This window comes from Mesorhizobium sp. AA22 (assembly GCF_001672375.2).
In the GTDB taxonomy this organism is placed as follows: Bacteria; Pseudomonadota; Alphaproteobacteria; order Rhizobiales; family Rhizobiaceae; genus Mesorhizobium; species Mesorhizobium wenxiniae.
On the sequence record NZ_CP048406.1, the window covers coordinates 1193521 to 1218888 of the forward strand.

The 25368-nt window shown below is 61.9% G+C and carries 25 protein-coding genes, 1 other RNA gene and 3 pseudogenes; 19 read left to right on the plus strand and 10 right to left on the minus strand.

The features are described from left to right. The first annotated feature begins 236 nt into the window (after positions 1–236). Positions 237–551 (plus strand): hypothetical protein, encoded by a 315-nt coding sequence (locus A9K68_RS05645; protein ID WP_065011212.1) that lies wholly within the window; start codon positions 237–239, stop codon positions 549–551. Between the two features lie 150 nt (positions 552–701). On the opposite strand, the gene A9K68_RS05650 is transcribed toward A9K68_RS05645, so the two are convergent. Further along, positions 702–1394, minus strand: a complete 693-nt coding sequence (locus A9K68_RS05650) for a GntR family transcriptional regulator (RefSeq protein WP_246811300.1) — start codon at positions 1392–1394, stop codon at positions 702–704. 69 nt (positions 1395–1463) lie between these two features. Here A9K68_RS05650 and A9K68_RS05655 point away from each other — a divergent pair, with 69 nt between their 5' ends. The 13 genes and pseudogenes from A9K68_RS05655 to A9K68_RS05710 all read left to right on the plus strand — a co-directional run bounded on the left by A9K68_RS05655 (position 1464) and on the right by A9K68_RS05710 (position 15790). Next, on the plus strand, positions 1464–2357 hold the full coding sequence (locus tag A9K68_RS05655) for a dihydrodipicolinate synthase family protein (RefSeq protein WP_065011213.1): 894 nt from the start codon (positions 1464–1466) through the stop codon (positions 2355–2357). 194 nt (positions 2358–2551) lie between these two features. Then, on the plus strand, positions 2552–3802 hold the full coding sequence (locus tag A9K68_RS05660) for an FAD-binding oxidoreductase (RefSeq protein ID WP_065011215.1): 1251 nt from the start codon (positions 2552–2554) through the stop codon (positions 3800–3802). A gap of 12 nt (positions 3803–3814) precedes the next feature. Beyond that, positions 3815–4816 carry a 4-hydroxyproline epimerase gene (locus A9K68_RS05665; RefSeq protein WP_065011216.1) on the plus strand — a complete coding sequence of 334 codons (1002 nt, stop codon included), beginning with the start codon at positions 3815–3817 and terminating at the stop codon, positions 4814–4816. 335 nt (positions 4817–5151) lie between these two features. Next, a complete protein-coding gene (locus A9K68_RS05670) occupies positions 5152–6054 on the plus strand; it encodes a branched-chain amino acid ABC transporter permease (RefSeq protein ID WP_065011217.1) in 903 nt (300 codons plus the stop codon). 49 nt (positions 6055–6103) lie between these two features. After that, positions 6104–6337: pseudogene (locus tag A9K68_RS32425) on the plus strand (DUF3382 domain-containing protein); the annotation flags it as partial. Between the two features lie 189 nt (positions 6338–6526). Then, positions 6527–7654, plus strand: a pseudogene (gene livM / locus A9K68_RS05675) (high-affinity branched-chain amino acid ABC transporter permease LivM); the annotation flags it as partial. Then, positions 7654–8763: pseudogene (locus tag A9K68_RS05680) on the plus strand (ABC transporter ATP-binding protein); the annotation flags it as partial. The pseudogenes livM and A9K68_RS05680, both read left to right, overlap by 1 nt. Positions 8764–8807: 44 nt before the next feature. Continuing rightward, on the plus strand, positions 8808–9536 hold the full coding sequence (locus A9K68_RS05685) for an ABC transporter ATP-binding protein (protein ID WP_065011220.1): 729 nt from the start codon (positions 8808–8810) through the stop codon (positions 9534–9536). A gap of 17 nt (positions 9537–9553) precedes the next feature. Further along, complete coding sequence (locus tag A9K68_RS05690; RefSeq protein ID WP_065011221.1) at positions 9554–9901, plus strand: DUF6867 family protein; 348 nt, start codon at positions 9554–9556, stop codon at positions 9899–9901. A 139-nt stretch (positions 9902–10040) separates the two neighbouring features. Beyond that, complete coding sequence (locus A9K68_RS05695) at positions 10041–11171, plus strand: branched-chain amino acid ABC transporter substrate-binding protein (RefSeq protein WP_029348955.1); 1131 nt, start codon at positions 10041–10043, stop codon at positions 11169–11171. Positions 11172–11404: 233 nt separating this feature from the next. Then, positions 11405–14863, plus strand: coding sequence for a pyruvate carboxylase (pyc, locus tag A9K68_RS05700; protein WP_065011222.1), 3459 nt, complete (start codon positions 11405–11407; stop codon positions 14861–14863). Positions 14864–15022: 159 nt separating this feature from the next. Beyond that, the gene (locus A9K68_RS05705; protein WP_023800031.1) at positions 15023–15283 is read left to right on the plus strand and encodes a DUF2312 domain-containing protein; all 261 of its coding nucleotides are present in this window, start codon (positions 15023–15025) and stop codon (positions 15281–15283) included. A gap of 51 nt (positions 15284–15334) precedes the next feature. Further along, complete coding sequence (locus A9K68_RS05710) at positions 15335–15790, plus strand: hypothetical protein (RefSeq protein WP_065011223.1); 456 nt, start codon at positions 15335–15337, stop codon at positions 15788–15790. A 129-nt stretch (positions 15791–15919) separates the two neighbouring features. Here A9K68_RS05710 and A9K68_RS05715 read toward each other — a convergent pair whose 3' ends face one another. Then, on the minus strand, positions 15920–16429 hold the full coding sequence (locus A9K68_RS05715) for an arsenate reductase ArsC (protein ID WP_065011224.1): 510 nt from the start codon (positions 16427–16429) through the stop codon (positions 15920–15922). A 213-nt stretch (positions 16430–16642) separates the two neighbouring features. Here A9K68_RS05715 and A9K68_RS05720 point away from each other — a divergent pair, with 213 nt between their 5' ends. Continuing rightward, positions 16643–16987, plus strand: coding sequence for a hypothetical protein (locus A9K68_RS05720; RefSeq protein ID WP_065011225.1), 345 nt, complete (start codon positions 16643–16645; stop codon positions 16985–16987). Positions 16988–17048: 61 nt separating this feature from the next. Here the strand turns inward: A9K68_RS05720 and msrB are convergent, their stop codons facing one another. The 5 genes from msrB to A9K68_RS05745 form a co-directional block, all read right to left on the minus strand. Then, on the minus strand, positions 17049–17453 hold the full coding sequence (gene msrB / locus A9K68_RS05725) for a peptide-methionine (R)-S-oxide reductase MsrB (protein ID WP_027152870.1): 405 nt from the start codon (positions 17451–17453) through the stop codon (positions 17049–17051). A 109-nt stretch (positions 17454–17562) separates the two neighbouring features. Further along, on the minus strand, positions 17563–18360 hold the full coding sequence (locus tag A9K68_RS05730) for an MBL fold metallo-hydrolase (protein ID WP_065011226.1): 798 nt from the start codon (positions 18358–18360) through the stop codon (positions 17563–17565). Between the two features lie 32 nt (positions 18361–18392). Further along, entirely contained in the window at positions 18393–19583 is a 1191-nt protein-coding gene (locus A9K68_RS05735) for a VWA domain-containing protein (protein WP_065011227.1), read from the minus strand. Between the two features lie 8 nt (positions 19584–19591). Further along, entirely contained in the window at positions 19592–20038 is a 447-nt protein-coding gene (locus A9K68_RS05740; RefSeq protein WP_065011228.1) for a GNAT family N-acetyltransferase, read from the minus strand. 177 nt (positions 20039–20215) lie between these two features. Continuing rightward, positions 20216–21055, minus strand: coding sequence for a MoxR family ATPase (locus tag A9K68_RS05745; protein ID WP_065011229.1), 840 nt, complete (start codon positions 21053–21055; stop codon positions 20216–20218). Between the two features lie 181 nt (positions 21056–21236). On the opposite strand from A9K68_RS05745, the gene ssrS reads away from it, so the two are divergent. The 4 genes from ssrS (at position 21237) to A9K68_RS05765 (ending at position 23913) form a co-directional block, all read left to right on the plus strand. Beyond that, positions 21237–21392: non-coding RNA, 6S RNA (ssrS, locus tag A9K68_RS05750), on the plus strand. Between the two features lie 191 nt (positions 21393–21583). Further along, a complete protein-coding gene (locus A9K68_RS05755; RefSeq protein ID WP_065011230.1) occupies positions 21584–22171 on the plus strand; it encodes a 5-formyltetrahydrofolate cyclo-ligase in 588 nt (195 codons plus the stop codon). 81 nt (positions 22172–22252) lie between these two features. Next, entirely contained in the window at positions 22253–23077 is an 825-nt protein-coding gene (locus A9K68_RS05760; protein ID WP_065011231.1) for a YmdB family metallophosphoesterase, read from the plus strand. A gap of 71 nt (positions 23078–23148) precedes the next feature. Beyond that, positions 23149–23913: a TerC family protein gene (locus tag A9K68_RS05765; RefSeq protein WP_029348937.1), complete on the plus strand. Its 765-nt coding sequence runs from the start codon at positions 23149–23151 to the stop codon at positions 23911–23913. Positions 23914–23947: 34 nt separating this feature from the next. Here A9K68_RS05765 and A9K68_RS05770 read toward each other — a convergent pair whose 3' ends face one another. From A9K68_RS05770 to A9K68_RS05780, 3 genes are read right to left on the minus strand one after another with little or no spacing between them, the layout of a single operon-like run. Beyond that, positions 23948–24415: an SRPBCC family protein gene (locus A9K68_RS05770; RefSeq protein ID WP_065011232.1), complete on the minus strand. Its 468-nt coding sequence runs from the start codon at positions 24413–24415 to the stop codon at positions 23948–23950. A gap of 49 nt (positions 24416–24464) precedes the next feature. Further along, positions 24465–24827, minus strand: a complete 363-nt coding sequence (locus A9K68_RS05775) for a glyoxalase/bleomycin resistance/dioxygenase family protein (RefSeq protein ID WP_065011233.1) — start codon at positions 24825–24827, stop codon at positions 24465–24467. Between the two features lie 16 nt (positions 24828–24843). Next, on the minus strand, positions 24844–25326 hold the full coding sequence (locus A9K68_RS05780) for an SRPBCC domain-containing protein (protein ID WP_065011338.1): 483 nt from the start codon (positions 25324–25326) through the stop codon (positions 24844–24846). Positions 25327–25368 lie beyond the last annotated feature (42 nt).

Below are 25368 nucleotides of genomic sequence, written 5' to 3' on the forward strand. Positions count from 1 at the left end.
TTCTCGCGATGATCTTGAACGGATCCACAGGCGCCCCAGCGGGCGCCTGCTTGCGCTTTTTCGGTGCCGGTACCATATATCGAACAAAGTGGGAACATCTGGAATCGTCCCCGCTGATGACAGACCGGAACACGGAAAGGAACGACGCAATGGTGATGACGTCGGAACCGGCCTGGACCGTTCCGGCAAAATGAGGCGTCTCCCTTTGCCGGACGTGATGGCAAAGGAGGTGCCCTATGGCACGCAAATCGCTGTTGGGTTGGGTGAAAGCCCTGGTTCTTGCTGGCGCATTGGCGGTCGGTGCGAACGCCGCAAGCGCCCAGTATCAGTACTGCGTTAAACATGGCGATCTCGTCGCCCACCTGAGCGAGCAGTTCCAGGAAAGACAGTTTGCTTTCGGGCTGATCGGTCAAATGGCGATTATGGAGGTCTATGTCGCCGAGACCGGAAGCTGGACGATCATCGTCACCGATGTCGCCGGCAGAAGCTGCATCGTCGCGGCCGGCGAACATTGGGAAAACGTGATGATCCCGGCCGATCAGGACGCATGACGGAAATTAGGCGATGCTCGGCACCTGGCAGCAGCCTCCGGGCGCTTTGCGGTCTTTTGCTCTTTCTTTCGCCGTCAGACCAGGCGCGCTCGATGCCTTTTTGAGATGGGCGGGACTCAAAAAGCCTGCCGAAGCTTTGATGCCGACCTGCTAGCGCGTGGCAGCCGCCTCGGCATGGCCGCGCAGCAGCGCCATCAGGCGCTTGGCATCCTTGGCGGCGGAGTCTTCGTCGCCGTCGAGGATCGAGCGGATCAGCGCGACGTGGTGCTCGGCCGATTCGGCAAGGCCGGTATCGGCCTTGTATCGGAACCAGAAGCGGCGGCTGTGGGTTTGCAGGGGAGCAGCCAACCGCGCAGCGAAGGGGTTGTCGGCAGCCAGCGCCAGCGCTTCGTCGAGCGCCTTGTCGGCCTGAATGAAGGCGAGCACATTGCCCGATATCACTGCCTTCTGCATGGCAAGCGCGGCGTCGTGAAACAGGTCGGCGGCCTCACGGGTGACGAAGCGGGCGGCCGAACGGGCAAGAACCACCTCGACGCCACGCCGTGCATCGAGGACGCGCAACCAGTCGCCGGGATGGAGCGGGGCAATGGCGATGCCGGCACGGGGCCGGACATCCAGCAGTCCCTCCCACGCCAGTCGCTGGATCGCCTCGCGCACCGGCGTGCGGCCAAGTCCCAGCCTGTCGATCACGGCGCCCTCGGTGATGAAGCTTGAAGGCGCCAGTTCGAGCGTTACGATCATGTGCTCGAGCGCCCGGTAGGCTTTCGCCGCCACTGGCTCGAACGCCGGGCTTGTTTCAGTGAATATCAAAGGCGAACTCCTGATATATTTTTGATATATCATAGCGAAATCCGTGTTGACAGCCCGTTTCTTGATAAATATACGACTGATATATCAGATGGAGCGACCGCCATGTGGACTGGAGTTTTCCCCGCCGTCACGACCAAATTCACCGAGGACGACCGCCTCGACCACGCCGAGATGGAGCGCTGCTTTGCGCTGCAGATGGAGGCCGGCTGCGACGGCATCATCGTCTGCGGTTCGCTCGGCGAGGGGCCGATGCTCTCGCATGACGAGAAGATCGACGTGCTGAAGACCGCGAAGAAGATCGCTGGCAGCAAGCCGGTTCTGCTGACGGTCAACGAGCCCGGCACGCGCGAGGCGGCCGCGATCGCGCGCCGCGCCGCCAAGGAGGGCGCTAACGGGCTGATGGTGGTGCCGAGCCCGATCTACCACACCCATGCGGAGGAGACGGTCGCGGCACTGCGCGCTGTCGCCGAGGCCGGCGACCTGCCGGTTATGATCTATTCCAACCGGCTTGCCTATCGCGTCGACGTCACCGTCGGTCAGATGGAGGAACTGGCGAAGGACGAGCGTTTCGTCGCCATCAAGGAATCCTCCGACGACATCCGCCGCTCGACAGAAATCATCAACCGCTTGGGCGACCGTTACGACCTGTTCACCGGCGTCGACAATCTTGCGTTCGAGGCGCTGTCGGTCGGTGCCATCGGCTGGGTGGCGGGACTGGTCACCGCGTTCCCCCGCGAGACGGTCGCGATCTATCAGTTGATGAAACAGGGCCGCCGGGAGGAGGCGCTAAAAATCTACCGCTGGTTCCGGCCGCTGCTCGACCTCGACGTGTCGACCTATCTGGTGCAGAACATCAAGCTCGCCGAAGTCCTGGCGATCAACACCAACGACCGCGTGCGCATGCCGCGCCAGCCGCTGTCGGGCGAGCGCCGAAAGACCGTCGAAAAGATCGTCAGGGATGCGCTGGCGGTGCGGCCCGTGCTGCCACAATTCTAAGATGGCAATGTCGCGGACCCCCTCATCCGGCGGCTTCGCGGCGACCTTCTCCCTGAGGGGAGAAGAGGTCGCAAACGCTGGCGTCAGCCTCTTCTCCCCGACGGGGCGAAGGCGGGCCGAAGGGACGGATGAGGAGGCTGGCTCCAAGGTGCGGAGCGAGGCGGAGGCCGAGCCATGCAGCGCGGCGCGCAGCCATGAATAGCGATGCGACGCTCGACATCGCCATTATCGGCGGCGGCATCATCGGCATCTGTGTCGCCGCCTATCTGGCCGAGGCGGGGCGAAACGTCACGATCTTCGATCGAACGGGCATCTGCGAGGAAACGAGTTCCGGCAATGCTGCTGCCTTGGCCTTTTCCGATGTGTTGCCGCTGGCCCACAAGGGCATGATCAGGCATCTGCCGAAATGGCTTGCCGACCCGCTCGGCCCGCTCAGCATCCCGCCCGCCTACCTGCCGAAGCTGCTGCCCTGGCTTATCCGCTTCTGGCGCGCCGGACGAAACGACCGCTACGAGGCCAGCCTCGGTGCGCAGGCCGGGATGATGCGGCTCGCCAAGGCCGAATGGGCAGGGCTGATGGCGCGCTCGGGCACCGGAAACATGCTGCGCGAGGACGGCTCGCTCGAACTTTACGAGAGCGAGGCCGAGTTCAAGGCGTCGCTGCCCCGCTGGGCGGCCAGGCAAAGCTTCGGCATCGGCTTCAACCATGTCGAGGGCGATGCTCTCGTCGCCTTGCAGCCCGGCCTGTCGCCGCGTTTCGTCAAGGGCACTTTCGTGCCGGGATGGAAGACCGTTACGGATCCGAAATTATTGAGCAAGGCGATCTGGACCTTTGCTGAGAAGAACGGCGCGCGTTTCGAAAAGGCTCGGATCGACCATGTCGGAGCGGGGCAGGATGGCGCAACGTTGACGCTGGCCGACGGTAGGATGCGGCAAGCAAAATGCCTCGTCATCGCCGCCGGCGCGTGGTCGCATCTCCTGGCGAAACATATCGGCGACCGCATCCCGCTCGAAACCGAGCGCGGCTACAACACGACCCTGCCGAAAACCGCCTTCGACGTTAAGCGGCAACTGATCTTCTCCGGCCACGGCTTCGTCATCACCCCGCTCGAAACCGGTGTGCGCGTCGGCGGCGCGGTCGAGCTCGGCGGGATTGAGCGGCCGCCCAACTACGCCCGCTCGAAAGCGCTGCTCGACAAGGCACAGAAATTCCTGCCGGGGCTTGACCCGGCCGGCGGCCGCGAATGGATGGGGTATCGGCCGTCGCTGCCGGATTCGCTGCCGGTGATCGGTGGCGCCAGGCATGCCGGCACGATAGTCTATGCCTTCGGCCACGGCCATCTCGGCCTGACCCAGGCAGCTGCCACCGGGCGCCTGGTCCGCGATCTCATTCTCGGCCAAAATCCGATGTTTGATCTTTCTCCGTTTTCTCCGAACCGCTTCTGACGGGATCTAGACATGGCGCGCCACTCCTTCTTCTGCATCGACGGTCACACCTGCGGCAATCCGGTGCGGCTGGTCGCCGGCGGCGGACCGCTGCTCCAGGGCGCGACGATGATGGAGCGGCGCGCGCATTTCCTGGCCGAATATGACTGGATCCGCACCGGGCTGATGTTCGAGCCGCGGGGCCATGACGTGATGTCCGGCTCGATCCTCTATGCGCCGACGCGGCCCGATTGTGACATCGCCATCCTGTTCATCGAAACTTCGGGGTGTCTGCCAATGTGCGGTCATGGCACCATCGGCACCGTGACGATGGCCATCGAGCACGGGCTGATCAAGCCGAAGACGCCGGGTTTGCTCAGGCTGGACACACCGGCCGGCCTGGTCACCGCCGAATACAAACAGGTCGGCGAATATGTCGAGGAGGTGCGAATCACCAACGTGCCGTCCTTCCTCCATGCCGAGGGACTGACGGTGGAATGTCCGCAGCTCGGCGAGATCATCGTCGACGTCGCCTATGGCGGCAATTTCTACGCCATCGTCGAGCCGCAGAAGAACTATCGCGACATGGCCGACCATTCCGCCGGCGACCTCATCGCCTGGAGCCCGGTGGTGCGGCAGCGGCTCAACGAGAAGTACGCCTTCGTGCATCCCCAGAATCCCGGCATCGACCGGCTTTCGCATATGCTGTGGACGGGTGCGCCGACCGACAGCCGGGCGGATGCGCGCAACGCCGTCTTCTACGGCGACAAGGCGATCGACCGCTCGCCTTGCGGCACCGGCACCTCGGCGCGGATGGCGCAGCTTCACGCCAAGGGCAAGCTTAGGACTGGCGACGATTTCGTCCACGAATCGATCATCGGCTCGCTGTTCAAAGGCAGGGTCGAGAAGGAAGTCACGGTGGCGGACAAGCCGGCGATCATTCCCTCGATCGGCGGCTGGGCGCGCATGACCGGATTGAACACGATCTTCATCGACGACCGCGATCCGTTCGCGCACGGATTCGTCGTCAAATAGAGAGCATCCTGACACAGGGAAATGAAAGGGAACGCAAAGATCGATTGCTCAGGCGGCGCAACGATCCCGCTCATCAACTTATTTTGACGGCGATTCCTTCGAAACGGCGTGCATTTTGACGACGAATCGCCAAAGACATTGTGTTATGCCAATGATAGGGTCCGCGATAGTCCAGAGGCCGGGAAGGGAAGAACGGGCAATCCGATTGCGTGCTTCAAAATCACGCATGCCGATTAAAAAATGACGTTGCAATCCGGGCTCGAAACTTTACGACTAGGGGAAATACGAAAAGGAATGCGTCTGCATGGGCGACATTCCAGGGGAGCCACGACAGCATGCAGTATTTTGTCCAGCAGCTTATCAATGGGCTGACGCTGGGATCGATCTATGGACTGATAGCGATCGGCTATACGATGGTGTACGGCATCATCGGCATGATCAATTTCGCCCATGGCGACATCTTCATGATCGGCGCTTTCGCCGCCCTCATCGTTTTCCTTATCCTCGGCGCGTTGTTCTATTCGGTACCGGTGGTGATCGCGCTCCTGGTCATGATGATCGTCGCAATGCTGTTGACCAGCATGTACAATTGGACGATCGAGAAGGTGGCCTACCGGCCTTTGCGCGGTTCGTTCCGGCTGGCGCCGCTGATCACCGCGATCGGCATGTCGATTGCGCTGTCCAATTTCGTCCAGGTGACGCAAGGGCCGCGCAACAAGCCGGTCCCGCCGATGGTGTCCAAGGTCTACAACATCGAAGGCATCAGCGTGTCGCTGAAGCAGATCATCATCGTCCTGGTCACCATAGTCCTGCTGGCGCTGTTCTGGTACCTGGTCAACAAGACCTCGCTGGGTCGAGCCCAAAGGGCGTGCGAGCAGGACCGCAAGATGGCCGCACTGCTCGGCATCGACGTCGATCGCACCATCTCGATCACCTTCATCATGGGCGCCGCCCTTGCCGCCGTCGCCGGCACGTTGTTCCTGATGTATTACGGTGTGGTGGTGTTTTCCGATGGCTTTACGCCTGGTGTGAAGGCATTTACTGCCGCGGTGCTCGGCGGCATCGGCTCGTTGCCCGGCGCCGTGCTCGGCGGGCTGATGATCGGCTTCATCGAAAGCATGTGGTCGGCTTATTTCTCGATCGATTACAAGGACGTCGCTGCCTTCTCAATCCTGGCGATCGTGCTGATCTTCCTGCCTTCCGGCATTCTCGGCCGGCCAGAAGTCGAAAAGGTCTGAGACAATGGCGGTCACCGCATCTCCGGAGCGCGACATCGTCGCCACCCCCATGCAGCGCGCCACCCGCGAAGCGCTCTATGCCGGCGCCATTGCGCTCGGCCTGTTCGTGCTGTTCATCGGCCTGAGGACCGATCAGAACATCTCCAACGAACTGATCCTTGTACAGCGCTGGTTGCTTCTTGCCGTCGTGGTTGTGCTGACCATGGCCGGGCGTTTTCTCTACGTCGCCTACGGACAGCCCTTCCTGGCAAATCAGCAGATCGTCGACGTCGCCACCGGCCTGCTGCCGGAGAGCGTGGCGACGCGGTTCTTCCGCCTGCCCTATTTCATCGCTGCCATCGCCACAGTGGCCGTGCTGGTTTTCCTTGCCGGCTCCCTTGACGGATTGCTGGGACCCGGTCTGGCCGGTTATGCACGGTTCCTGAGGGCGCTGGCGATCATCTACGCCCTCGCCTCTGTGCTGTTTTATTTCCGAACCTTCATCCATGCCCATTTTTCGGCGCTGGGCATAACGGCACTGGCGCTCTACCCGGTCATTGTCGTGCTGGTGCTTGCTTTGTACGGAGGATCGGTGGCCGCCGGGTTCCAGGGTTCTCTGAAATGGGTCGACAATTTCGGCATCCAGATCCTGATCTACGTGATGCTGGCCTGGGGGTTGAACATCGTCGTTGGCCTCGCCGGCCTGCTCGATCTTGGTTATGTCGCCTTCTACGCCGTCGGTGCCTATGCCTATGCGCTGCTCGGCACGCAATACGGCCTGTCGTTCTGGATCCTGCTGCCTGCCGCCGGCGCCATGGCTGCCTTCTGGGGCGTGCTGCTGGGTTTTCCGGTGCTACGCCTGCGTGGCGACTATCTGGCGATCGTGACGCTGGCCTTCGGCGAGATCATTCGTCTCGTGCTGATCAATTGGCGTGAGGTTACCAACGGCTCCGCCGGTATCTCCGGCATCCCCAAGGTCACCTTTTTCGGCCTGATGACGTTCAATGTCTCGGATCCGAACTATATCGCCAAGGTTTTCGACATCGCCACGTCGAGCGCCTACTACAAGATCTTCCTCTACTACCTGATCCTGGGACTCTGCCTTCTGACCGCCTTCGTCACCATAAGGCTTAGGCGCATGCCCGTCGGTCGCGCCTGGGAAGCGCTGCGCGAGGACGAGATCGCCTGCCGCTCGCTCGGGATCAACACCACCACAACCAAGCTCACCGCCTTTGCCACCGGCGCCATGTTCGGCGGCTTCGCCGGCTCGTTCTTCGCCGCGCGGCAAGGTTTCGTCAGCCCCGAATCCTTCATCTTCCTGGAATCGGCGATCATCCTCGCCATCGTCGTGCTCGGCGGCATGGGTTCGCTGGTCGGCATTGCCGTCGCTGCCATGGTGATGATCGGCGGCACCGAGGTGCTGCGCGAGCTCGATTTCCTGAAGCAGGTTTTCGGTCCCGACTTCACGCCGGAGCTTTATCGCATGCTATTGTTCGGCATGGCCATGGTCATCGTCATGCTGTGGAAGCCGCGCGGCTTCGTCGGCAGTCGTGAACCGACAGCCTTTCTCAAAGAGAGCAGGGCCGTATCCGGCTCCTTCACCAAGGAGGGCCACGGCTGATGAGCGATGCGAGCCCATCCATGAACGATGCCATCCTGCAGGTCGAGCATCTGTCGATGAAGTTTGGCGGTCTGGTCGCCATCGGCGACCTGTCCTTCCAGGCCAGGCGCGGCGAGATCACCGCGCTGATCGGGCCGAACGGTGCCGGCAAGACCACGGTGTTCAACTGCATCACCGGCTTCTATAAGCCGTCGGAAGGCATGATCACGCTCAGCCGGCGCGACGGCTCGAGCTTCTTGCTCGAACGCCTGCCGAACCACGAGATTCCGGCGCGCGCCAAGGTGGCGCGCACCTTCCAGAACATTCGTCTGTTCTCGGGCATGACGCTGCTCGAGAACCTGCTGGTGGCGCAGCACAACAAGCTGATGAAGGCTTCCGGCTACACCGTCCTCGGCCTGTTCGGCTTCAGCGGCTACCGGACGGCGTCGGCCGAGTCGATCGACCTCGCCAGGCACTGGCTGGAAAAGGCCGACCTCGTCGATCGAGCCGACGATCCGGCCGGCGACCTGCCCTACGGCGCGCAACGGCGCCTGGAGATCGCGCGGGCGATGTGCACGGGTCCGGAGCTGCTCTGCCTCGACGAACCGGCGGCCGGACTCAATCCGAAGGAATCGATGGCGCTCAACGCGCTTCTGATGGATATCAAGGACAACACCGGCACCTCAATCCTGCTGATCGAGCACGACATGGCGGTGGTCATGCAGATTTCCGACCATGTCGTGGTGCTCGAATACGGGCGCAAGATCTCGGATGGCAGTCCGCATGCGGTACGCACCGACCCGCGTGTCATTGCCGCCTATCTCGGGGTCGAAGACGAGGACGTCGAGACGGTGCTGACCGAGGTCGGCGACGAAGACGTCATCGAGCAACTGGACACGGGCCCGGATTCGGCGCACGGCCCGGGCACATCATCTTCGTATCTCGCCGGACCTGTGACCGACACGGTCGGGCACAGCGAGGGCGAACGGGTCACGGTGTCGAAGGGCGCCTCGAAAGCCGGGCAGGTCGACGCAAGGTCGAGCGCCGCGGCAGCCTCCCCGGCGGCAGCCAAGCAACCCTCTGCGGCCAAATCCTCAGCGGCAAAGCCGGCCACCAAGGCTCAGGTAAAGCCGAATACATCAGGCGTCTCCAAACGGGGCGGAGGGCGTAAATAATGGCCGGCACGACGCTGCTCGATATCAAGGGCGTCCAGACCTACTACGGCAACATCAGGGCGCTGAACGGCGTCGATGTCACCGTCAAGCAGGGCGAGATCGTGGCGCTGATCGGCGCTAACGGCGCCGGCAAGTCGACGCTGATGATGACCATTTTTGGTGCTCCACGGGCGCGGGCGGGCACCATCACCTTCGCCGGCATCGACATCACCCAATTGCCGACCCATGAGATCGCGCGCATGCGAATCGCCCAGTCGCCGGAGGGACGGCGCATCTTCCCGCGCATGACGGTGATGGAAAACCTGCAGATGGGCGCCAGCCTCGACAACCTCCAGCATTACGACGAGGATGTCGAGAAGGTGTTCACGCTGTTTCCGCGCCTGAAGGAACGCATTGCCCAACGCGGCGGCACGCTGTCGGGCGGCGAGCAGCAGATGCTGTCGATCGGACGTGCGCTGATGGCGCGGCCGAAGCTGCTCCTGCTCGACGAGCCGTCGCTGGGCCTGGCGCCGCTGGTCGTCAAGCAGATATTCGACGCCATCCGCGAGTTGAACCGCACGCAGGGGCTGACCGTGTTCCTGGTCGAGCAGAACGCCTTCGGCGCGCTGAAACTCGCCACGCGCGGCTATGTCATGGTCAACGGCAATGTGACGATGAGCGGCACCGGCAAGGAGTTGCTCGCCGATCCGGACGTGCGCGCCGCCTATCTCGAAGGCGGCCATCACTGAGTTCAGGAGTCTTCATCATGCAGGGCATTCTCTATGAGGAACCCTCGGTCTGGCAGTTCTTCTTTGTCACCTGCCTACTTGGCGGCTGGGCGGCATGGATGACAGGCAAGGCCTGCGCCCAAACATGGCGCAGCTTCGTCCAATTGTTCGCTTACATGCTCGGCCTCGGCATCGCCGTAAGGTTCATCCATCACGCACTGTTCGACGGCACGATGTTCTCGCTGCAGTACTACATCGTCGACACCATTGTCCTGATGATATTGGGCTTCATCGGCTATCAATACACGCGTACCAACCAGATGGTGACACAGTATAACTGGCTCTACGAAAGAGCATCGCTTTTGAGCTGGAAACCAAAAGGTTGACGTTCACCATTAACGCCGTTCCGGGGATGAATCGGCGTGACAAGTGCCTGAAAATCGGCAAAGTACGTTTTCTGCGAGTAAAAGTGGGCATCGCATGAAAGCATCATCCACGCCCACTCTGTAAATGGGAGCGTTTTACATGAGAAAATCACTTTTGTCCGCCGTCGCCCTGACCGCGCTCGTCGCGTTCAGCGGAAGCGCGTGGGCTGACATCCTGGTCGGCGTTGCCGGTCCGATCACCGGTCCGAACGCCGCCTTCGGCGCGCAGCTGCAAAAGGGCGCCGAACAGGCTGTCGCCGACATCAATGCGGCCGGCGGCATCAACGGCGAGCAGGTCAAGCTCACGGTCGGCGACGACGTCTCCGATCCGAAGCAGGGCATCTCGGTCGCCAACAAGTTCGTCGCCGACGGCGTCAAGTACGTGGTCGGCCACTTCAACTCGGGCGTTTCGATCCCGGCATCGGAAGTCTATGCCGAGAACGGTATCCTCGAGATCACCCCGGCTGCGACCAATCCGAAGTTCACCGAACGCGGCATGTGGAACACCTTCCGCACCTGCGGACGCGACGATCAGCAGGGCAAGGTTGCTGGCGACTATCTCGCCGCGAACTTCAAGGATGCCAAGATTGCTGTCATCCATGACAAGACGCCTTATGGCCAAGGCCTCGCCGACGAAACCAAGAAGGCGCTTGCAGCCAATGGCGTGACCGAGGCCATGTATGAAGGCATCAATGTCGGCGACAAGGATTTCTCGGCCCTCATCGCCAAGATGAAGGACGCGGGCGTCTCCGTCGTCTACTATGGCGGCCTGCACACCGAAGCCGGCCTGATCATACGCCAGCTCGCCGACCAGGGCCTCAAGGCAACCTTCATGTCCGGCGACGGCATCGTGTCAAACGAATTGGCCTCCATCGCCGGCGACGCCGTCGACGGCACGCTGATGACGTTCGCTCCGGATCCGCGCAAGAATCCGAACGCCAAGGAGCTCGTCGAGAAGTTCCGCGCGGCCGGCTTCGAGCCTGAGGCCTATACCCTCTACTCCTACGCGGCGATGGAAATCATCGCGGCCGCCATCGCCAAGACCGGTTCAGCCGATGACGCTCAGAAGGTAGCTGAGACCATCAAGTCGGCCGGCCCCTGGAAGACCACGATCGGCGAGATCGGATATGATGCGAAAGGCGACATCACCCGTCCGGATTACGTCATGTACACCTGGAAGAAGGGCGACGACGGCAAGTACACCTATGTCGAGAACGCACCCGGCAAATAACCGGACGTTGCTACATAAAATGCCCGGCGCCTCGCGCCGGGCATTTTTCATGTGAGTTTCCCGAAAGCCTGGATCGGGACTGCGGGGCGTCGTCCGGACGGACTCGCAATGTGTCAACGCGATAGATCAAACTAAATCGGTTTAATTGCTTCCTTCGATTTTGTTTGCACTGCAGCATTTTCGCGTTAATCATGGCGCCAGTTCCCTTCCCGTCAGCGTCCGGAGCCTTGTCCTTGGCCATTTCGAAGATCCTTGTCGCCAATCGCTCCGAAATTGCCATCCGCGTCTTCCGCGCGGCCAACGAACTCGGCCTCAAAACCGTGGCGATCTGGGCCGAGGAGGACAAATACTCGCTGCATCGCTTCAAGGCCGACGAAAGCTACCAGGTCGGGCGCGGGCCGCATCTGACCAAGGATATGGGGCCGATCGAAAGCTATCTGTCGATCGAAGAAGTGATCCGCGTCGCCAGGCTGTCGGGCGCCGATGCCATCCATCCGGGCTACGGGCTGTTGTCGGAAAGCCCTGAATTCGCCGAAGCCTGCACCAAGGCCGGCATCATCTTCATCGGACCCAAGCCGGATACGATGCGCAGGCTCGGCAACAAGGTCGCCGCACGCAACCTGGCGATCGAGGTTGGCGTGCCGGTAATTCCCGCCACCGACCCGTTGCCCGACGACATCGAGGCGGTGAAGGCGCTCGCCAAGACGATCGGCTATCCGGTGATGCTGAAGGCATCGTGGGGCGGCGGCGGCCGCGGCATGCGCGCCATCCGCTCGGAGGCCGATCTCGCCCGCGAGGTGACGGAGGGCAAGCGCGAAGCGAAAGCCGCCTTCGGCAAGGACGAGGTCTATCTCGAAAAGCTGATCGAGCGCGCCCGCCATGTCGAGGTGCAGGTGCTGGGCGACACACACGGCAATGCCGTGCACCTGTTCGAGCGCGATTGCTCGATCCAGCGCCGCAACCAGAAGGTGGTCGAGCGGGCGCCGGCGCCGTATCTCGAAATGTCACGGCGCGAGGAGCTCTGCGATTATGCACTGAAGATCGCTCGCGAGACGAGCTATATCGGCGCCGGCACGGTCGAGTTCCTGCAGGATGCCGACACCGGCAAATTCTACTTCATCGAGGTCAACCCGCGCATCCAGGTCGAGCACACCGTCACCGAGCAGGTGACCGGCATCGACATCGTCAAGGCGCAGATCCACATTCTCGACGGTTTCGCCATCGGTACGCCGGAATCGGGTGTGCCGGCGCAGAAGGAGATCAGGCTCAACGGCCACGCGCTGCAGTGCCGCATTACCACGGAAGATCCCGAGCACAATTTCATTCCCGACTATGGCCGCATCACCGCCTATCGCGGCGCCACCGGTTTCGGCATCCGCCTCGATGGCGGCACCGCCTATTCCGGCGCGGTCATCACCCGTTTTTACGACCCGCTGCTGGAGAAGGTGACGGCGTGGGCACCGACGCCGGCCGAAACCATCGCCCGCATGAACCGCGCACTGCGCGAGTTCCGTATTCGCGGCGTGGCGACCAACCTCACCTTCCTCGAGGCGATCATCAATCATCCGAGTTTCGCCGACAATTCCTACACGACCAAGTTCATCGACACGACGCCGGAACTGTTCGCGAGCGTGAAGCGACAGGATCGGGCGACCAAGCTGCTCAACTACCTGGCCGATGTCAGCGTCAACGGCCATCCCGAGACGCGCGGCCGGCCGCAGCCGAAGGCGGATGCGGCCGCACCCATGGTGCCCTATCTCAACGGCAATGTGCCCGACGGCAGCAAGCAGAAGCTCGAGGCACTTGGGCCGGAGAAATTCGCGGCCTGGATGCGCGCGCAAAAGCAAGTGCTCGTCACCGACACGACGATGCGCGACGGACACCAATCCCTGCTCGCGACGCGGGTGCGCACATATGACATCGCCGGCATTGCCGGCACCTATGCGCGCGCGCTGCCGCAGCTTTTGTCGCTGGAATGCTGGGGCGGAGCGACGTTCGACGTCGCCATGCGCTTCCTCACCGAAGACCCGTGGGAACGGCTGTCGCTGGTGCGCGAGGCAGCGCCCAATTTGTTGCTGCAGATGCTGTTGCGCGGCGCCAACGGCGTCGGCTACACCAACTATCCCGACAATGTCGTCGAGCATTTCGTCAAACAGGCCGCCGCCGGCGGCATCGACCTGTTCCGTGTCTTCGACTGTTTGAACTGGGTCGACAACATGCGCGTCGCCATGGACGCGGTCGGCGCCGAGGGCAAGCTGATCGAAGCGGCGATCTGCTATACCGGCGACATACTCGATCCGGCCCGCGCCAAATACGACCTCAAATACTATGTCACGCTGGCCAGGGAGTTGCAGGCGGCAGGCGCCCATATCATCGCGGTCAAGGACATGGCCGGCCTCCTGAAGCCCGCGGCGGCACGAGTGCTGTTCAAGGCGCTGCGCGAGGCGACCGATCTGCCGATCCATTTCCACACGCACGACACGTCGGGCCTGTCGGCGGCGACGGTGCTGGCGGCGGTGGACAGCGGCGTCGACGCCATCGACGCGGCGATGGATTCCTTGTCCGGCAACACCTCGCAGCCTTGCCTGGGCTCGATCGTCGAAGCGCTGAAGGGCACCGAGCGGGATCCGGGTCTCGATCAGCAATGGATCAGAAACATCTCGTTCTACTGGGAGGCGGTGCGCAACCAGTATGCCGCCTTCGAGAGCGACCTGAAGGGGCCGGCTTCGGAAGTCTACCTGCACGAAATGCCAGGCGGGCAGTTCACCAATCTCAAGGAACAGGCGCGCTCGCTCGGTCTGGAGACGCGCTGGCACGAAGTGGCGCAAACCTATCACGACGTCAATCTGATGTTCGGTGACATCGTCAAGGTGACGCCGTCGTCCAAGGTCGTCGGCGACATGGCGCTGATGATGGTGAGCCAGGACCTGACGGTCGCCGATGTCGAAAATCCGGCCAGGGATATCGCCTTCCCCGATTCAGTGGTGTCGATGCTGCACGGCGACCTCGGCCAGTCGCCCGGCGGCTGGCCGGAGGCACTGCAGAAGAAGGTGCTGAAGGGCGACAAACCGATCACCGTGCGACCTGGCTCCCTGTTGAAGCCAGCCAATCTCAAGGCCAGCCGCAAGGAGATCGAGGACAAGCTCGAGCGCAAGCTCAGCGAATTCGAATTCGCCTCGTGGCTGATGTACCCGAAGGTTTTCTCCGACTTTACCGCAGCCCAGGAAACCTACGGGCCGGTCAGCGTGCTGCCGACGCCGACCTATTTCTACGGCATGAAGCCGGAAGACGAGATCTTTGTCGACATCGAGAAGGGCAAGACGCTGGTGGTGCGCTGCCTGGCCATCGGCGATGTCGACGAGAAGGGCATGGTCACCGTGTTCTTCGAGCTCAACGGCCAGCCGCGCCGGGTCAAAGTGCCGGACCGCGCGCATGGCGCTTCCGCCGCCAAGGCGCGGCGCAAGGCTGAACCGGGCAACGAGGCGCATGTCGGCGCGCCGATGCCCGGCGTCGTCTCGGCGCTTGCCGTTGCCGCCGGCCAGGCGGTCAAGGCCGGCGACGTGCTGCTGTCGATCGAGGCGATGAAGATGGAAACGGCATTGCATGCCGAGCGCGACGGCACAATCGCCGAAGTGCTGGTCAAGGCCGGCGATCAGATCGACGCCAAGGATCTGCTGATCGCATTCGGATGAGACAGAAATGTTGCCCAGGCAGAGTTGTCTGCGTCTGGCGGCAGCCCTCCATGCCGCATCGATAACAGCTTGACCGGTCGCCCCCGGTCGGGCATCGAACCGCTGCAAATTCGCCGCGACAGTTCCTGAGTCGCGGCATGGAAACGACGCGGAGAAAAAATGGCCGACGACATCACCGAAACCAGCCAGACTGTTGCCGCCGGCCAGCTGCGAGCCTTCATCGAGCGCATCGAGCGGCTCGAGGAAGAGAAGAAGACGATCGCCGACGACATCAAGGAAGTGTTCGCCGAGGCCAAAGGCACCGGCTTCGACACCAAGGCGATGCGGTCGATCATCCGGCTGCGCAAGAAGGATCAGGCCGAGCGGCAAGAGGAGGAAACCATCCTCGACCTCTACAAAGCCGCACTCGGCATGGTGTAAAGCTGGTAACAGCCCTGGGCGCCGGTTGCGGCGCCCTCAACGGGTCGAACCATGAGCGAATTCGACTTTGGCGTCCGCCGCGCCTCTGAATTCCGCCAACGCGGCTTCTGGACGCTCTTTTCGGAACGGCATCCGGAAGAAAGGGCTCTGATGGCGCGACGCGGACCCTGGTTCTGGCAGCGCGGGCTGCCCGACTTCGCCTTGGTCCTTTCGATGTATGTCGCGCCGGCGCAGAACCATGTCGGCGTCTTCTTCGGCCGCAACGAGAAGTTCGGTGCCACGGAAGCCTGGTCGCGGTTGAAGCCGTTCCAGCCGGCGATCGAAGACAGGTTGAAGCTCAGGCCAGAACAGAGTTGCGAGGGCCTAGGCATCAATTCGCTGTGGCGGGTGAACTGCTTTGCCGAGGACAATTGGCCGGCCATGGCTGACTGGCTGGTGACGGAAGCATCGCGCTTCGAGCGCGCCGTTGCCGAGGTTCTCGGCGAGGGTGGCGAAGCCGGTTCGTGAATTCGCCTGCCTGTCGGCGGCTTGGGCCTAAAGCGCGTCGCGGCTGAAGCGATTCGTGCGACGCGCTTTAGTTTTGTTTTTATGCATGTCGTTACCCCAAAACCGCTGCGCACTTTTGGGCGACATGCATTAGTTCGGCTTCGCCGTGTCCCGGCCGATCGCATCGAGATGCTGTTGCAGCGCCAGATGATCGAGTGCATCCACCCGCAGATTGGTGAACAGCGAAATGCGGTTGTTGAGCATGCGATAGGCATCGGCAAAGGCAAGGTGCAGTTCGGCTTCGGTGCCGTCCGCCTTGGCTGGGTCCGGTATAGACCAGAGCGCGGTCATCGGATGACCCGGCCAGATCGGACAAGATTCGTTTGCGGTGCTGTCGCAAAGCGTGAAGATGAAGTTCATTTCCGGCGCATCGGGCTCGGCAAACTCGTCCCAGCCTTTCGAACGCGCGAAGCTCGTATCGTAATTGAGGCTTTCGAGCAGCTGCAGTGCGAAGGGATTGACCTCGCCCTTCGGCTGCGAACCGGCGGAAAAGGCCTTGAACCTGCCGGCACCGATCCGATTGAGGATGGCTTCCGCCATGATGGATCGCGCCGAATTGGCGTTGCAAAGAAACAGCACGTTGTAGACATTATCGCTCATCTCAAGACCTCCCTGTCAGGCGACTGGATGATGGAGGCGGCAAATTCCGGTAAGATACCCTTGCCGAGATGCCGACAAGGGCGACGTAGAAAGGTTTCACGACCGTTTGATGACAATCTGTCAGATCATACGCTTGCGTGCCGATGATCGAGTTGCGTTGACAGGCTTGCTGCTTTGGACATCTCTGCCATCGAATGAGAGAAAGCCGCATCGATGAGTGCGCCAGAGACCTTCGAAGGCGAAGACGGCGAGGCAGGCCGTCCGGCGGGTTTCTTCCGCTCGCGCTGGCAAGGCACGGCCCCGCTCGATCGGCTGTTCTGGCGCGATCTTGTCCTTGTCGGCACGGCGATCAACACCGCAGTGTCGGTGCTGGCGCTCATCCTCCTCGGGCTGAAGCTGCCGCTCGCTCTCGTTCTGGCGGTGCATTTCGCACCGGTGCCGTATAATTTCTTTCTGACTTTTGCGGTGTGGCGGACCGCCGAAAAATCCGGTGGCGTCAAGGCTTCGCTGATGACGCTGGGGGCTGTGCTGTGGCTGATCCTGGTGGTGGTGATCTGACAGGAAAGTGCTGCCCGGCAAAGGGCGGCCGCAGCCGTCCTTTGCCACCGTCGAATTCCTATCAGGCGGCCGGCTCGAATTTCAGCGCGACGCCATTGATACAATAGCGCAGGCCGGTCGGCGGCGGCCCGTCCTCGAAGACATGGCCAAGATGGCTGCCGCAGCGGGCGCAATGGCATTCGGTGCGGACCATGCCATAGCTGCGGTCGACGGTCGTCTCGACCGAACCGGGCACCGGATCGTTGAAGCTCGGCCACCCGGTGCCGCTCTCGAACTTCAGCTTGGATTCGAACAATGGCTGGTCGCAGCCGACACAGGAAAAGGTGCCGGCGCGCTTCTCGTGAAGCAGGGCGCAGCTGCCCGGCCGCTCGGTGCCGTGGTTGCGCATCACCGCATATTGCTCCGGCGTCAGCCGGGCGCGCCATTCGGCATCGGTGCGGGTTACGGGGTAGGTGTGACTATCCATTTTGCCTCTTAGCTCATGCCGCTATTGGGGTTGTCTTCCCCCAGTTCGCCTAAAATAGGCATTTGTTACGGCGTTTGCCGGTATTTCCGATCCTGCCGCGAAGAATTCCTCAGGCGATCGCCGTGAGATACCGCGCAACCGACGCTGCAAATGCCGTCTTTGCATCTCCGATGACGTTCTGGTTCCACCATGCGCCATAGATATGGTCGAACGCGAAAGGCTCCAGCGCAGCCTCGATGCCGAGCACTTTCGCCGCATTGAGCGGGATGTAGTTGGGGTAGCTGTACATAAAGCTGACATGGCGGCGAGTCGGCGTCACCTGCAAGATGTCGCCGGCCAGGATGGCGTCGCCGCCCTCGCGTTTCCAGTGCAGCACCTGGCCACCGGCAAAGTGACCGCCGCAACGGATAAGTGTCAGCGCGGGGCTTAGAACGCGGGTCTCACCTTCCCAACTGACAACAGCCGGATGCGGCCGCATGATCCACTTGCGATCATTGGCGTGCAGGTAGATCGGCACGCCGCCAAACGCCTCGCTCCACTCGACCATTGCCGAATAATAATGGCAGTGCGAAATAGCGATCGCGGCCAGGCCGCCCCGTCGGTTGACTTCGGCCACCGCCTCGTCGCTGACCATCGAGATGCAGTCCCACAGGACATTGCCATACGCCGTTTGCGCCAGCAGCGCCCGCTGACCGATGGCGAAGCGCGGCTCGACGCCGAAGCCTAGCAGACCGGCGTCGTCCTTGATCACGATCCGATGCCCGGCGGCGAGCTCTTCCGGCGTGATCCAGGCCTGGCCCTCCCAGCGCACATATTGCCGCTCGTCCTCGCAGATCGGGCAATGGTCCGGCGGCGCGGCTGCCGCCGTGAACTGGACGCCACATTGCAGGCAGAGGAAACAGGTCATCGGCCTTCCTGTCTTGCTTGCCGGAAATCCATTCAGTGCTTCCTTGAAAGTTGCTTCGTCGCGGCTTCGAGCCCGGCGAGCGTCAGCGGAAACATGCGGCCGCCAAAGATATCGCGGATCATGGCGATCGAATGGGTGAAACCCCAGTTCTTCTGATTTTCCGGGTTGAGCCATACCGCGTTCGGCCATTGCTGCAGCAGACGGCCGAGCCAGACGACGCCGGCCTCCGGATTCCAGTGCTCGACCGAGCCGCCGGGATGCGCGATCTCGTAAGGGCTCATCGAAGCATCGCCGACGACGATCACCTTGTAGTCCGGGCCGTATTTGTGGAGGAGGTCGAAGGTCGGGATCACCTCCGCATGGCGGCGGCGATTGTCCTTCCAAACGCCTTCGTAAAGGCAGTTGTGGAAGTAAAAGTATTCGAGCTGGCGGAATTCGGCACGGGCAGCCGAAAACAGCTCCTCGACGCTTTTGATGTGGTCGTCCATCGAACCGCCGACGTCGAAGAACATCAGCAGCTTCACGGCATTGCGTCGCTCAGGTCGCGTCTGCACGTCGAGATAGCCATGTTCGGCCGTGGCGTGGATGGTGCCGGGCAGGTCGAACTCCTCCTCGGCGCCTTCGCGCACCCAGCGGCGCAGCCGCTTCAGCGCGACCTTGATATTGCGGGTGCCGAGTTCGACGGCATCGTCGAAATTCCTGAACTCGCGCTTGTCCCAGACTTTGACCGCGCGGCGGTTGCGGCTTTCATGCTGGCCGATGCGAACGCCTTCGGGATTATAGCCATAGGCGCCGAAGGGTGAGGTGCCGCCGGTGCCGATCCATTTCGAACCGCCCTGGTGGCGGCCCTTCTGTTCCTCCAGCCGCTTCTTCAGCGTTTCCATCAGCTTTTCGAAACCGCCGAGCGCTTCGACCAGCTTTGTCTCCTCGTCGGTCAGGTGCTTTTCGGCGAGCCGGCGCAGCCATTCCTCCGGGATGTTTTCGACATCGACCGCGTTTTCGCCAGCCAGCGCTTCGACGCCCTTGAAAACGTGCGAAAAGACCTGATCGAAACGGTCGATGTGGCGCTCGTCCTTCACCAGTGCTGAGCGGGCGAGATAGTAAAATCCCTCGACGTCATAGTCGACCAGCCCCGCCTCCAGCCCTTCCAGCAGCCACAGATATTCTCGGAGCGAGACGGGAACCCGCGCAGCCTTCAGTTCGAGGAAGAAGGGGATGAACATCGCACTGCCTATAGCAGATCATACTCGATGAAGCCGGTCCGCCGCGCCACGTGGTCGTAGAGCTTGCGCGCTGTGGTGTTGGTTTCGTGGGTCATCCAGTAGACGTTCTTGACGCCGACCTTGCCGGCTTCCTGCTTGACCGCTTCGATCAGGGCGGCGCCGACGCCCTTGCCGCGCACATCCGGGTCGGCGAACAGGTCCTGCAGATAGCAATTGTTCATCTGCGACCAGCAGGAGCGATGATAAAGATAGTGCGTCAGGCCGACCGCCTTGCCGTCGAAGGTGGCGATGAACCCCTTCGGTTCGAACTCACCCGCCGTGAACAGGCGCTTCCAGGTGACGGCGTAGACCTCCTCCGGCAGTCTGGTTTCGTAGAAGTTGAGGTAGGCAGTCCACAGACGCTGCCAGTCGGCGTGGTCGGATTGTGCCAGTGGGCGGACGGTAATCCCGGTCATTTCATTTCCCTTCCGAAGCTTTATGCCTAGGCTGCCTCGGTGCCCGGCCGGCGGCAACGGTCCAGCAACGGGAAAGCGCTGTCCGACGCGTATGCCCGGCCTTCGCTATGGCTCCGGGCGTTCGTCGCTCCAAAGGCCAAATCGTTGGCTTTTCGTCGGCCTTTGGCCGACCGCTCCTCACCCCTGCCTTCTCGCCATAAATGCCAGGCGCTCGAACAAATGCACGTCCTGTTCGTTTTTCAAAAGCGCACCATGCAATTTCGGCAGCGCATTCTTCGGATCTGCGCGCAGATCCTCGGGCGCGATGTCATCGGCGACCAAGAGCCTGATCCAATCGAGCGCTTCGGAGGTCGACGGCTTCTTCTTCAGGCCAGGCACGTCGCGGATCTCGTAGAACTGGGTCAATGCGGCGCGCACCAGGTTCTGCTTGATGCCGGGATAGTGCACGTCGACTATCCTGTGCAGCGTCTCGACGTCGGGGAAGCGGATATAGTGGAAGAAGCAGCGGCGCAGGAAGGCGTCCGGCAGTTCCTTCTCGTTGTTGGAGGTGATGATGACGATCGGGCGCACGGCGGCGCGGATCGTTTGGCCGGTCTCGTAGACGAAAAACTCCATCCTATCGAGTTCCTGCAACAGGTCGTTGGGGAACTCGATATCTGCCTTGTCGATCTCGTCGATCAGAAGCACGACCTTCTTGCCTGCGGCGAAGGCGTCCCACAGCTTGCCGCGGTTGATATAGTTCCTGATGTCGTTGAAGCGCTCGTCGCCGAGCTGGCTGTCGCGCAGCCGCGAGACGGCGTCATACTCGTAGAGGCCCTGCTGCGCCCTTGTCGTCGACTTGACATGCCATTCGATCAGCTCGAGGCCGAGCGCCGCCGCCACTTGCCTGCCCAGTTCGGTCTTGCCGGTGCCGGGCTCGCCCTTGACCAGCAATGGCCGCTCCAGCGCGATCGCCGCATTGACCGCCACCATCAGATCCTTGTCGGCGACATAGGCCGCCGTGCCTTCGAAACGCATTCTTGCTCCTCGGTTTTGATGGGCAACCGTAAGGAGACAGTCCAGCCTGTGCAAGGCACCGCGGCGAGGCGCGGTGAAACCTCGTGTCGCGCAGGTCCCAGGCAGGGCTTTGTGACGAATTAAGCCGGCGAACATGGCCATCTCTCTGGCGCTTGGTCGATCGTCAGCCTATATTGGTCGTGACGGTCTGCGCTTCCCGGCAGGAGAACATTTTCCCCGGGGCCTTAATGATCCCTAGGGAGCTGTCCCTGGGAAGACCCGTGGGTTTTCTCATACGGCGCCCACCTACTTTGTAGGTTCCCGGGATCGCTCTCTCCACCGGTTGTGTGGATCGTCACCCATCAAAAAGGCCATCTTTGGCGGATTTTGTCGCACCGCTTTGTGCGGTGCTCACGAACGAAAAGTTCGCTCCGCTGATCTCATTTCGCATGATCTTTTCACCGAACCGCTGACACTTCGGTGGATCATGCGGTAGAAAACGTCGCTCCTAAAACTCCATCCAAATCTGATCTTTTCTACCGTCCGCGCATGACAACCTCAAAAGACCTGAAAAGACATTTGCGACGCGAAGCACTCGGGCGCCGCGACGCGCTCGATCCATTCTGGCGGGTGGAGGCAGCGCTCGAAATGGCCGAGACGGCGCGGGACAGCATTGCGATAGAGCCTGGCCAGATCGTCTCCGGCTTCTGGCCGATGCGCTCGGAAGTCGATATCCGGCCGCTGATGTTCGCCTTGCGCGAAAAGGGAGCAAGGCTTTGCCTGCCGGCGATTCTCGACAAGACCACCATCGTCTTTCGCGAACTGGTGCGTGGCGCACCGATGGTCGACATGGGGTTCGGCACCGTCGGACCACATGAGGAGGCGGAGGTGCTCGATCCCCAGGTGATGCTCGTGCCGCTCGCGGCTTTCGACGCGCGCGGCCACCGGATTGGGTACGGCGCCGGTTATTACGACCGCGCGATCGCGCGGCTGGTCGACAAGGGGCAACCGCCGCGACTGATCGGCATTGCTTTCGACTGCCAGGAGGTGGCGCTGGTGCCGGACGAGTCGCATGACGTGATCATCTCGGAAATACTCACCGAGAACGGGTTGCGCCGGTTCGCGCCGAAATTGTAGATAAGTTCCTGGACGCATGGTCTTTTCCGAAAGTCATGCAGCTTTTTGCTTCGCTGACCTTCGGTTCGGGATCATGCTTATATGAGACTTCTCTTCCTCGGCGATATGGTCGGCAAGACGGGACGCACGGCGGTGTGGGAACAACTGCCCGGCCTGATCTCGGATTTCAAACTCGACTTCGTCATCGTCAATGGTGAGAACGCCGCCGGCGGTTTCGGCATCACCGAAGAGATCTTTCGCGAGACGATCTCGGCGGGTGCCGATGTCGTCACCACCGGGAACCATGTCTGGGACCAGCGCGACGCGCTGGTTTTCGCCCCGCGCGAGGAGCGGTTCCTGCGCCCGTCCAATTTCCCCAAGGGCACGCCGGGGCGCGGCTCCGGCGTCTACATTGCCAGGAATGGCGCGCGCGTTCTGGTCGCCAACATCATGGGCCGGGTGTTCATGCATCCCGAACTCGACGATCCGTTCCAGGCCGGTGAGCGCGAGCTTGCCGCCTGCCCGCTCGGCGAGCAGGCCGATGCGGTGGTCATCGATTTCCATGCCGAGGCGACCTCCGAAAAAATGTGCTTTGCGCATTTCGTCGACGGCCGCGCTAGTCTCGTCGTCGGCACCCACACGCACCAGCCGACCGGCGACCACCACATCCTCAATGGCGGCACCGGTTATATCTCCGACGCCGGCATGTGCGGCGACTATGATTCCTCGCTCGGCATGGACAAGGAGGAGCCGCTCAACCGGTTTCTGTCGAAGGTGCCGAAAGGACGCTTCGAGGCGGCGACCGGCCCGGCGACATTGTGCGGCGTCGGTGTCGACATTTCGGATCGCAGCGGCCTGACCGAGCGGATTGCGCCGTTTCGCCGCGGACCGCGGCTCGAGGAAACCGCGCCATCTTTCTGGTCGTGACATTGATATCAACGCCTGCGATACCTAACTGCCGGCGACACTGCTCTAGATCGTAAGAGGGGACGACCTCCATGCAGCTCATCGAATTCCTGGCGCCGCATTTCGCCTTTGTCTCCGATCCGACCGCGTGGGTCGCGTTGCTGACGCTGATCGTGCTGGAGGTTGTGCTCGGCATCGACAATCTGATCTTCATCTCGATCCTGACCAACAAATTGCCGGAGGCACAAAGGGCCCGCGCCCGGCGGCTCGGCATTTCCGCCGCGCTGATCATGCGGCTGGTGCTGCTTGCCACCATCTCGATCATCGTCCAGTTGACGGCGCCGGTATTCACAGCTTTCGGCCATGGCTTTTCCTGGCGCGATCTGATCCTGATCGCCGGCGGCCTATTCCTCGTCTGGAAAGCGACCAAGGAGATACACCACACGGTCGATCTCGAGGATCACCAGGACACGATGATGGGCGAGACGCTGCAGCTTTCGATGGCCGGCGCCATCTTCCAGATCCTGCTGCTCGACCTCGTCTTCTCGATCGATTCGATCATCACTGCGGTCGGCATGACCGACGAGATCGCCATCATGTACATCGCCGTTATCGTGGCAGTCACCGTGATGATGCTGGCGGCCGGGCCGCTCGCCAACTTCATCGCCAAGAACCCGAGCATCGTCATGCTGGCGCTGAGTTTCCTGCTGATGATCGGCATGACGCTGATCGCCGACGGCATGGGCTTCCATGTGCCGAAGGGCTACATCTACGCCGCCATGGGTTTTTCCGCCCTTGTCGAGGGCCTCAACATGCTGGCGCGACGTCGCAGAAAGGCAAAGGCCGGCGGGCACTAAGGTTGGCGCGCCGGTCTGGCGAAGCCGGTGCGTTCTAAGTCGCCGGAACACCCTTCGGATGACGGTCGCCGATCAGGCCAAGCGTCAGCCCTTGCTCCAGCCACGCCTTGGCGCCGGCGAGCACGAGCGCGAAGCCATCGGTCGAGCCGATCGCCTGCTTGACCTGTTCATCGGGGCTGCCGGCAAAACCGAAATTGCGAACCTCGACAAAGGTCGTGCCGCCCGGCATCTTGGTAAAAGTCCAGACCACCGTGGTCGGCGGATCGCTCCATTGTATGACGATCTTTTCGTTCCTGACGATCTCGCTGACCGTGACCGGCGCCGAGACGTCGTACATGCGCCATTCCCAGCGAACCTCCTTGCCGCTGTCGAGCCTGTCGCTGCCATGAGTGAACCAGAATTTCCGGGTGATCGCCGGATCGACGATGGCTTCGAACACTTCTGCGACCGGCCGCCGGATCAGCATGCCGGCTTCGGCGGTAGGTGTCTCGCGGATTTCCATGTCGTCCTCCTTCTCAAGTCGATGCCGCCCCTGTCGCCAGGCGTCGGGGTCACCAGGCGTTGGGTTCGCGCACCAGGTGGATAATATTGGCCGGATTGGTGATCCAGCCGCCGCGGAAATCTTCGCCGAGCGCCTCGATGGCGTCGCAGCGCACGACGCCGGCCTTGGCGAGGTGATCGGCTGCGGCCGGAAAATCATCGGTGAACAGCTCCAGCCAGACCTCGGCCTGGCTCAGCATCGGCGCCTCATCGATCCACAGGCGATTGGGGCCGAGCTCGAAACCAACAGCCGGCGCTTTGGCTGTGAACGGCTTCAGCCCGACGACATCGCGGTAGAAGGCGATCGTGTCCTGATATTGGTGGGGCGGCACTTTCATGGCGATGTTGATGCCGCCGGTGATCTTCGCAGTCATTCTTTCCTCCGTCTTCTCAGATATTGTCTTCACTGGCCGGTTCGCCCTTCATCTCGCTGCGGTAATATCCGTCGCGCAAATTGATCCCGTATTCGACATAGGCCTTCATGCAGGCCAGCATCTGCGACCAGCCCTCGCAATTGAGGTAAGACTTCTTCAGGCCGACCGCGTCCTCGTGCCAGCCGGCCTCGGCGATGGTGACGAAGGTGCCGCCGTCGTCCAGCGGCTCGAAACTCATCTCGATGCGCGTCTTGTAAGCCGGCTTGCCGTCGGCGTCGGTGGCATCCCAGCGCAGCACGATGCGGTTGTTTCTCTCCACCTCGTCGACCTCGACCGGGACCTTGCCCCACCAGACGACCTTGGCGCCGGCCACCAGCGGGGCACTGGCGCCGCCGATTGTGGTGAAATAGCCGCTGAGTTTGTTCGGGTTGACGACCGCGTCGAAAACTTCGGCAACCGGTTTGCCGATGCGGCCCGAAACCCTGAATTCAAGAGACATATCCACAGCTCCTTCCTTGATCAGATCGGTATTATGTTATAA

Bases quoted from the DNA above. Each gene is read 5' to 3' on its own strand.
- A9K68_RS05740 (WP_065011228.1), bottom strand. From the start codon at position 20,038: ATGACCGGGATTACCGTCCGCCCACTGGCACAATCCGACCACGCCGAC.
- A9K68_RS05710 (WP_065011223.1), top strand. From the start codon at position 15,335: ATGAGCGAATTCGACTTTGGCGTCCGCCGCGCCTCTGAATTCCGCCAA.
- A9K68_RS05720 (WP_065011225.1), top strand. From the start codon at position 16,643: ATGAGTGCGCCAGAGACCTTCGAAGGCGAAGACGGCGAGGCAGGCCGT.
- A9K68_RS05645 (WP_065011212.1), top strand. From the start codon at position 237: ATGGCACGCAAATCGCTGTTGGGTTGGGTGAAAGCCCTGGTTCTTGCT.
- A9K68_RS05685 (WP_065011220.1), top strand. From the start codon at position 8,808: ATGGCCGGCACGACGCTGCTCGATATCAAGGGCGTCCAGACCTACTAC.
- A9K68_RS05745 (WP_065011229.1), bottom strand. From the start codon at position 21,055: ATGCGTTTCGAAGGCACGGCGGCCTATGTCGCCGACAAGGATCTGATG.
- A9K68_RS05715 (WP_065011224.1), bottom strand. From the start codon at position 16,429: ATGAGCGATAATGTCTACAACGTGCTGTTTCTTTGCAACGCCAATTCG.
- A9K68_RS05735 (WP_065011227.1), bottom strand. From the start codon at position 19,583: ATGTTCATCCCCTTCTTCCTCGAACTGAAGGCTGCGCGGGTTCCCGTC.
- A9K68_RS05760 (WP_065011231.1), top strand. From the start codon at position 22,253: ATGAGACTTCTCTTCCTCGGCGATATGGTCGGCAAGACGGGACGCACG.
- A9K68_RS05730 (WP_065011226.1), bottom strand. From the start codon at position 18,360: ATGACCTGTTTCCTCTGCCTGCAATGTGGCGTCCAGTTCACGGCGGCA.
- A9K68_RS05670 (WP_065011217.1), top strand. From the start codon at position 5,152: ATGCAGTATTTTGTCCAGCAGCTTATCAATGGGCTGACGCTGGGATCG.
- A9K68_RS05695 (WP_029348955.1), top strand. From the start codon at position 10,041: ATGAGAAAATCACTTTTGTCCGCCGTCGCCCTGACCGCGCTCGTCGCG.
- A9K68_RS05775 (WP_065011233.1), bottom strand. From the start codon at position 24,827: ATGACTGCGAAGATCACCGGCGGCATCAACATCGCCATGAAAGTGCCG.
- A9K68_RS05690 (WP_065011221.1), top strand. From the start codon at position 9,554: ATGCAGGGCATTCTCTATGAGGAACCCTCGGTCTGGCAGTTCTTCTTT.
- msrB (WP_027152870.1), bottom strand. From the start codon at position 17,453: ATGGATAGTCACACCTACCCCGTAACCCGCACCGATGCCGAATGGCGC.
- A9K68_RS05780 (WP_065011338.1), bottom strand. From the start codon at position 25,326: ATGTCTCTTGAATTCAGGGTTTCGGGCCGCATCGGCAAACCGGTTGCC.
- A9K68_RS05705 (WP_023800031.1), top strand. From the start codon at position 15,023: ATGGCCGACGACATCACCGAAACCAGCCAGACTGTTGCCGCCGGCCAG.
- A9K68_RS05770 (WP_065011232.1), bottom strand. From the start codon at position 24,415: ATGGAAATCCGCGAGACACCTACCGCCGAAGCCGGCATGCTGATCCGG.
- A9K68_RS05755 (WP_065011230.1), top strand. From the start codon at position 21,584: ATGACAACCTCAAAAGACCTGAAAAGACATTTGCGACGCGAAGCACTC.
- A9K68_RS05765 (WP_029348937.1), top strand. From the start codon at position 23,149: ATGCAGCTCATCGAATTCCTGGCGCCGCATTTCGCCTTTGTCTCCGAT.
- A9K68_RS05665 (WP_065011216.1), top strand. From the start codon at position 3,815: ATGGCGCGCCACTCCTTCTTCTGCATCGACGGTCACACCTGCGGCAAT.
- A9K68_RS05660 (WP_065011215.1), top strand. From the start codon at position 2,552: ATGAATAGCGATGCGACGCTCGACATCGCCATTATCGGCGGCGGCATC.
- A9K68_RS05655 (WP_065011213.1), top strand. From the start codon at position 1,464: ATGTGGACTGGAGTTTTCCCCGCCGTCACGACCAAATTCACCGAGGAC.
- A9K68_RS05650 (WP_246811300.1), bottom strand. From the start codon at position 1,394: ATGATATATCAAAAATATATCAGGAGTTCGCCTTTGATATTCACTGAA.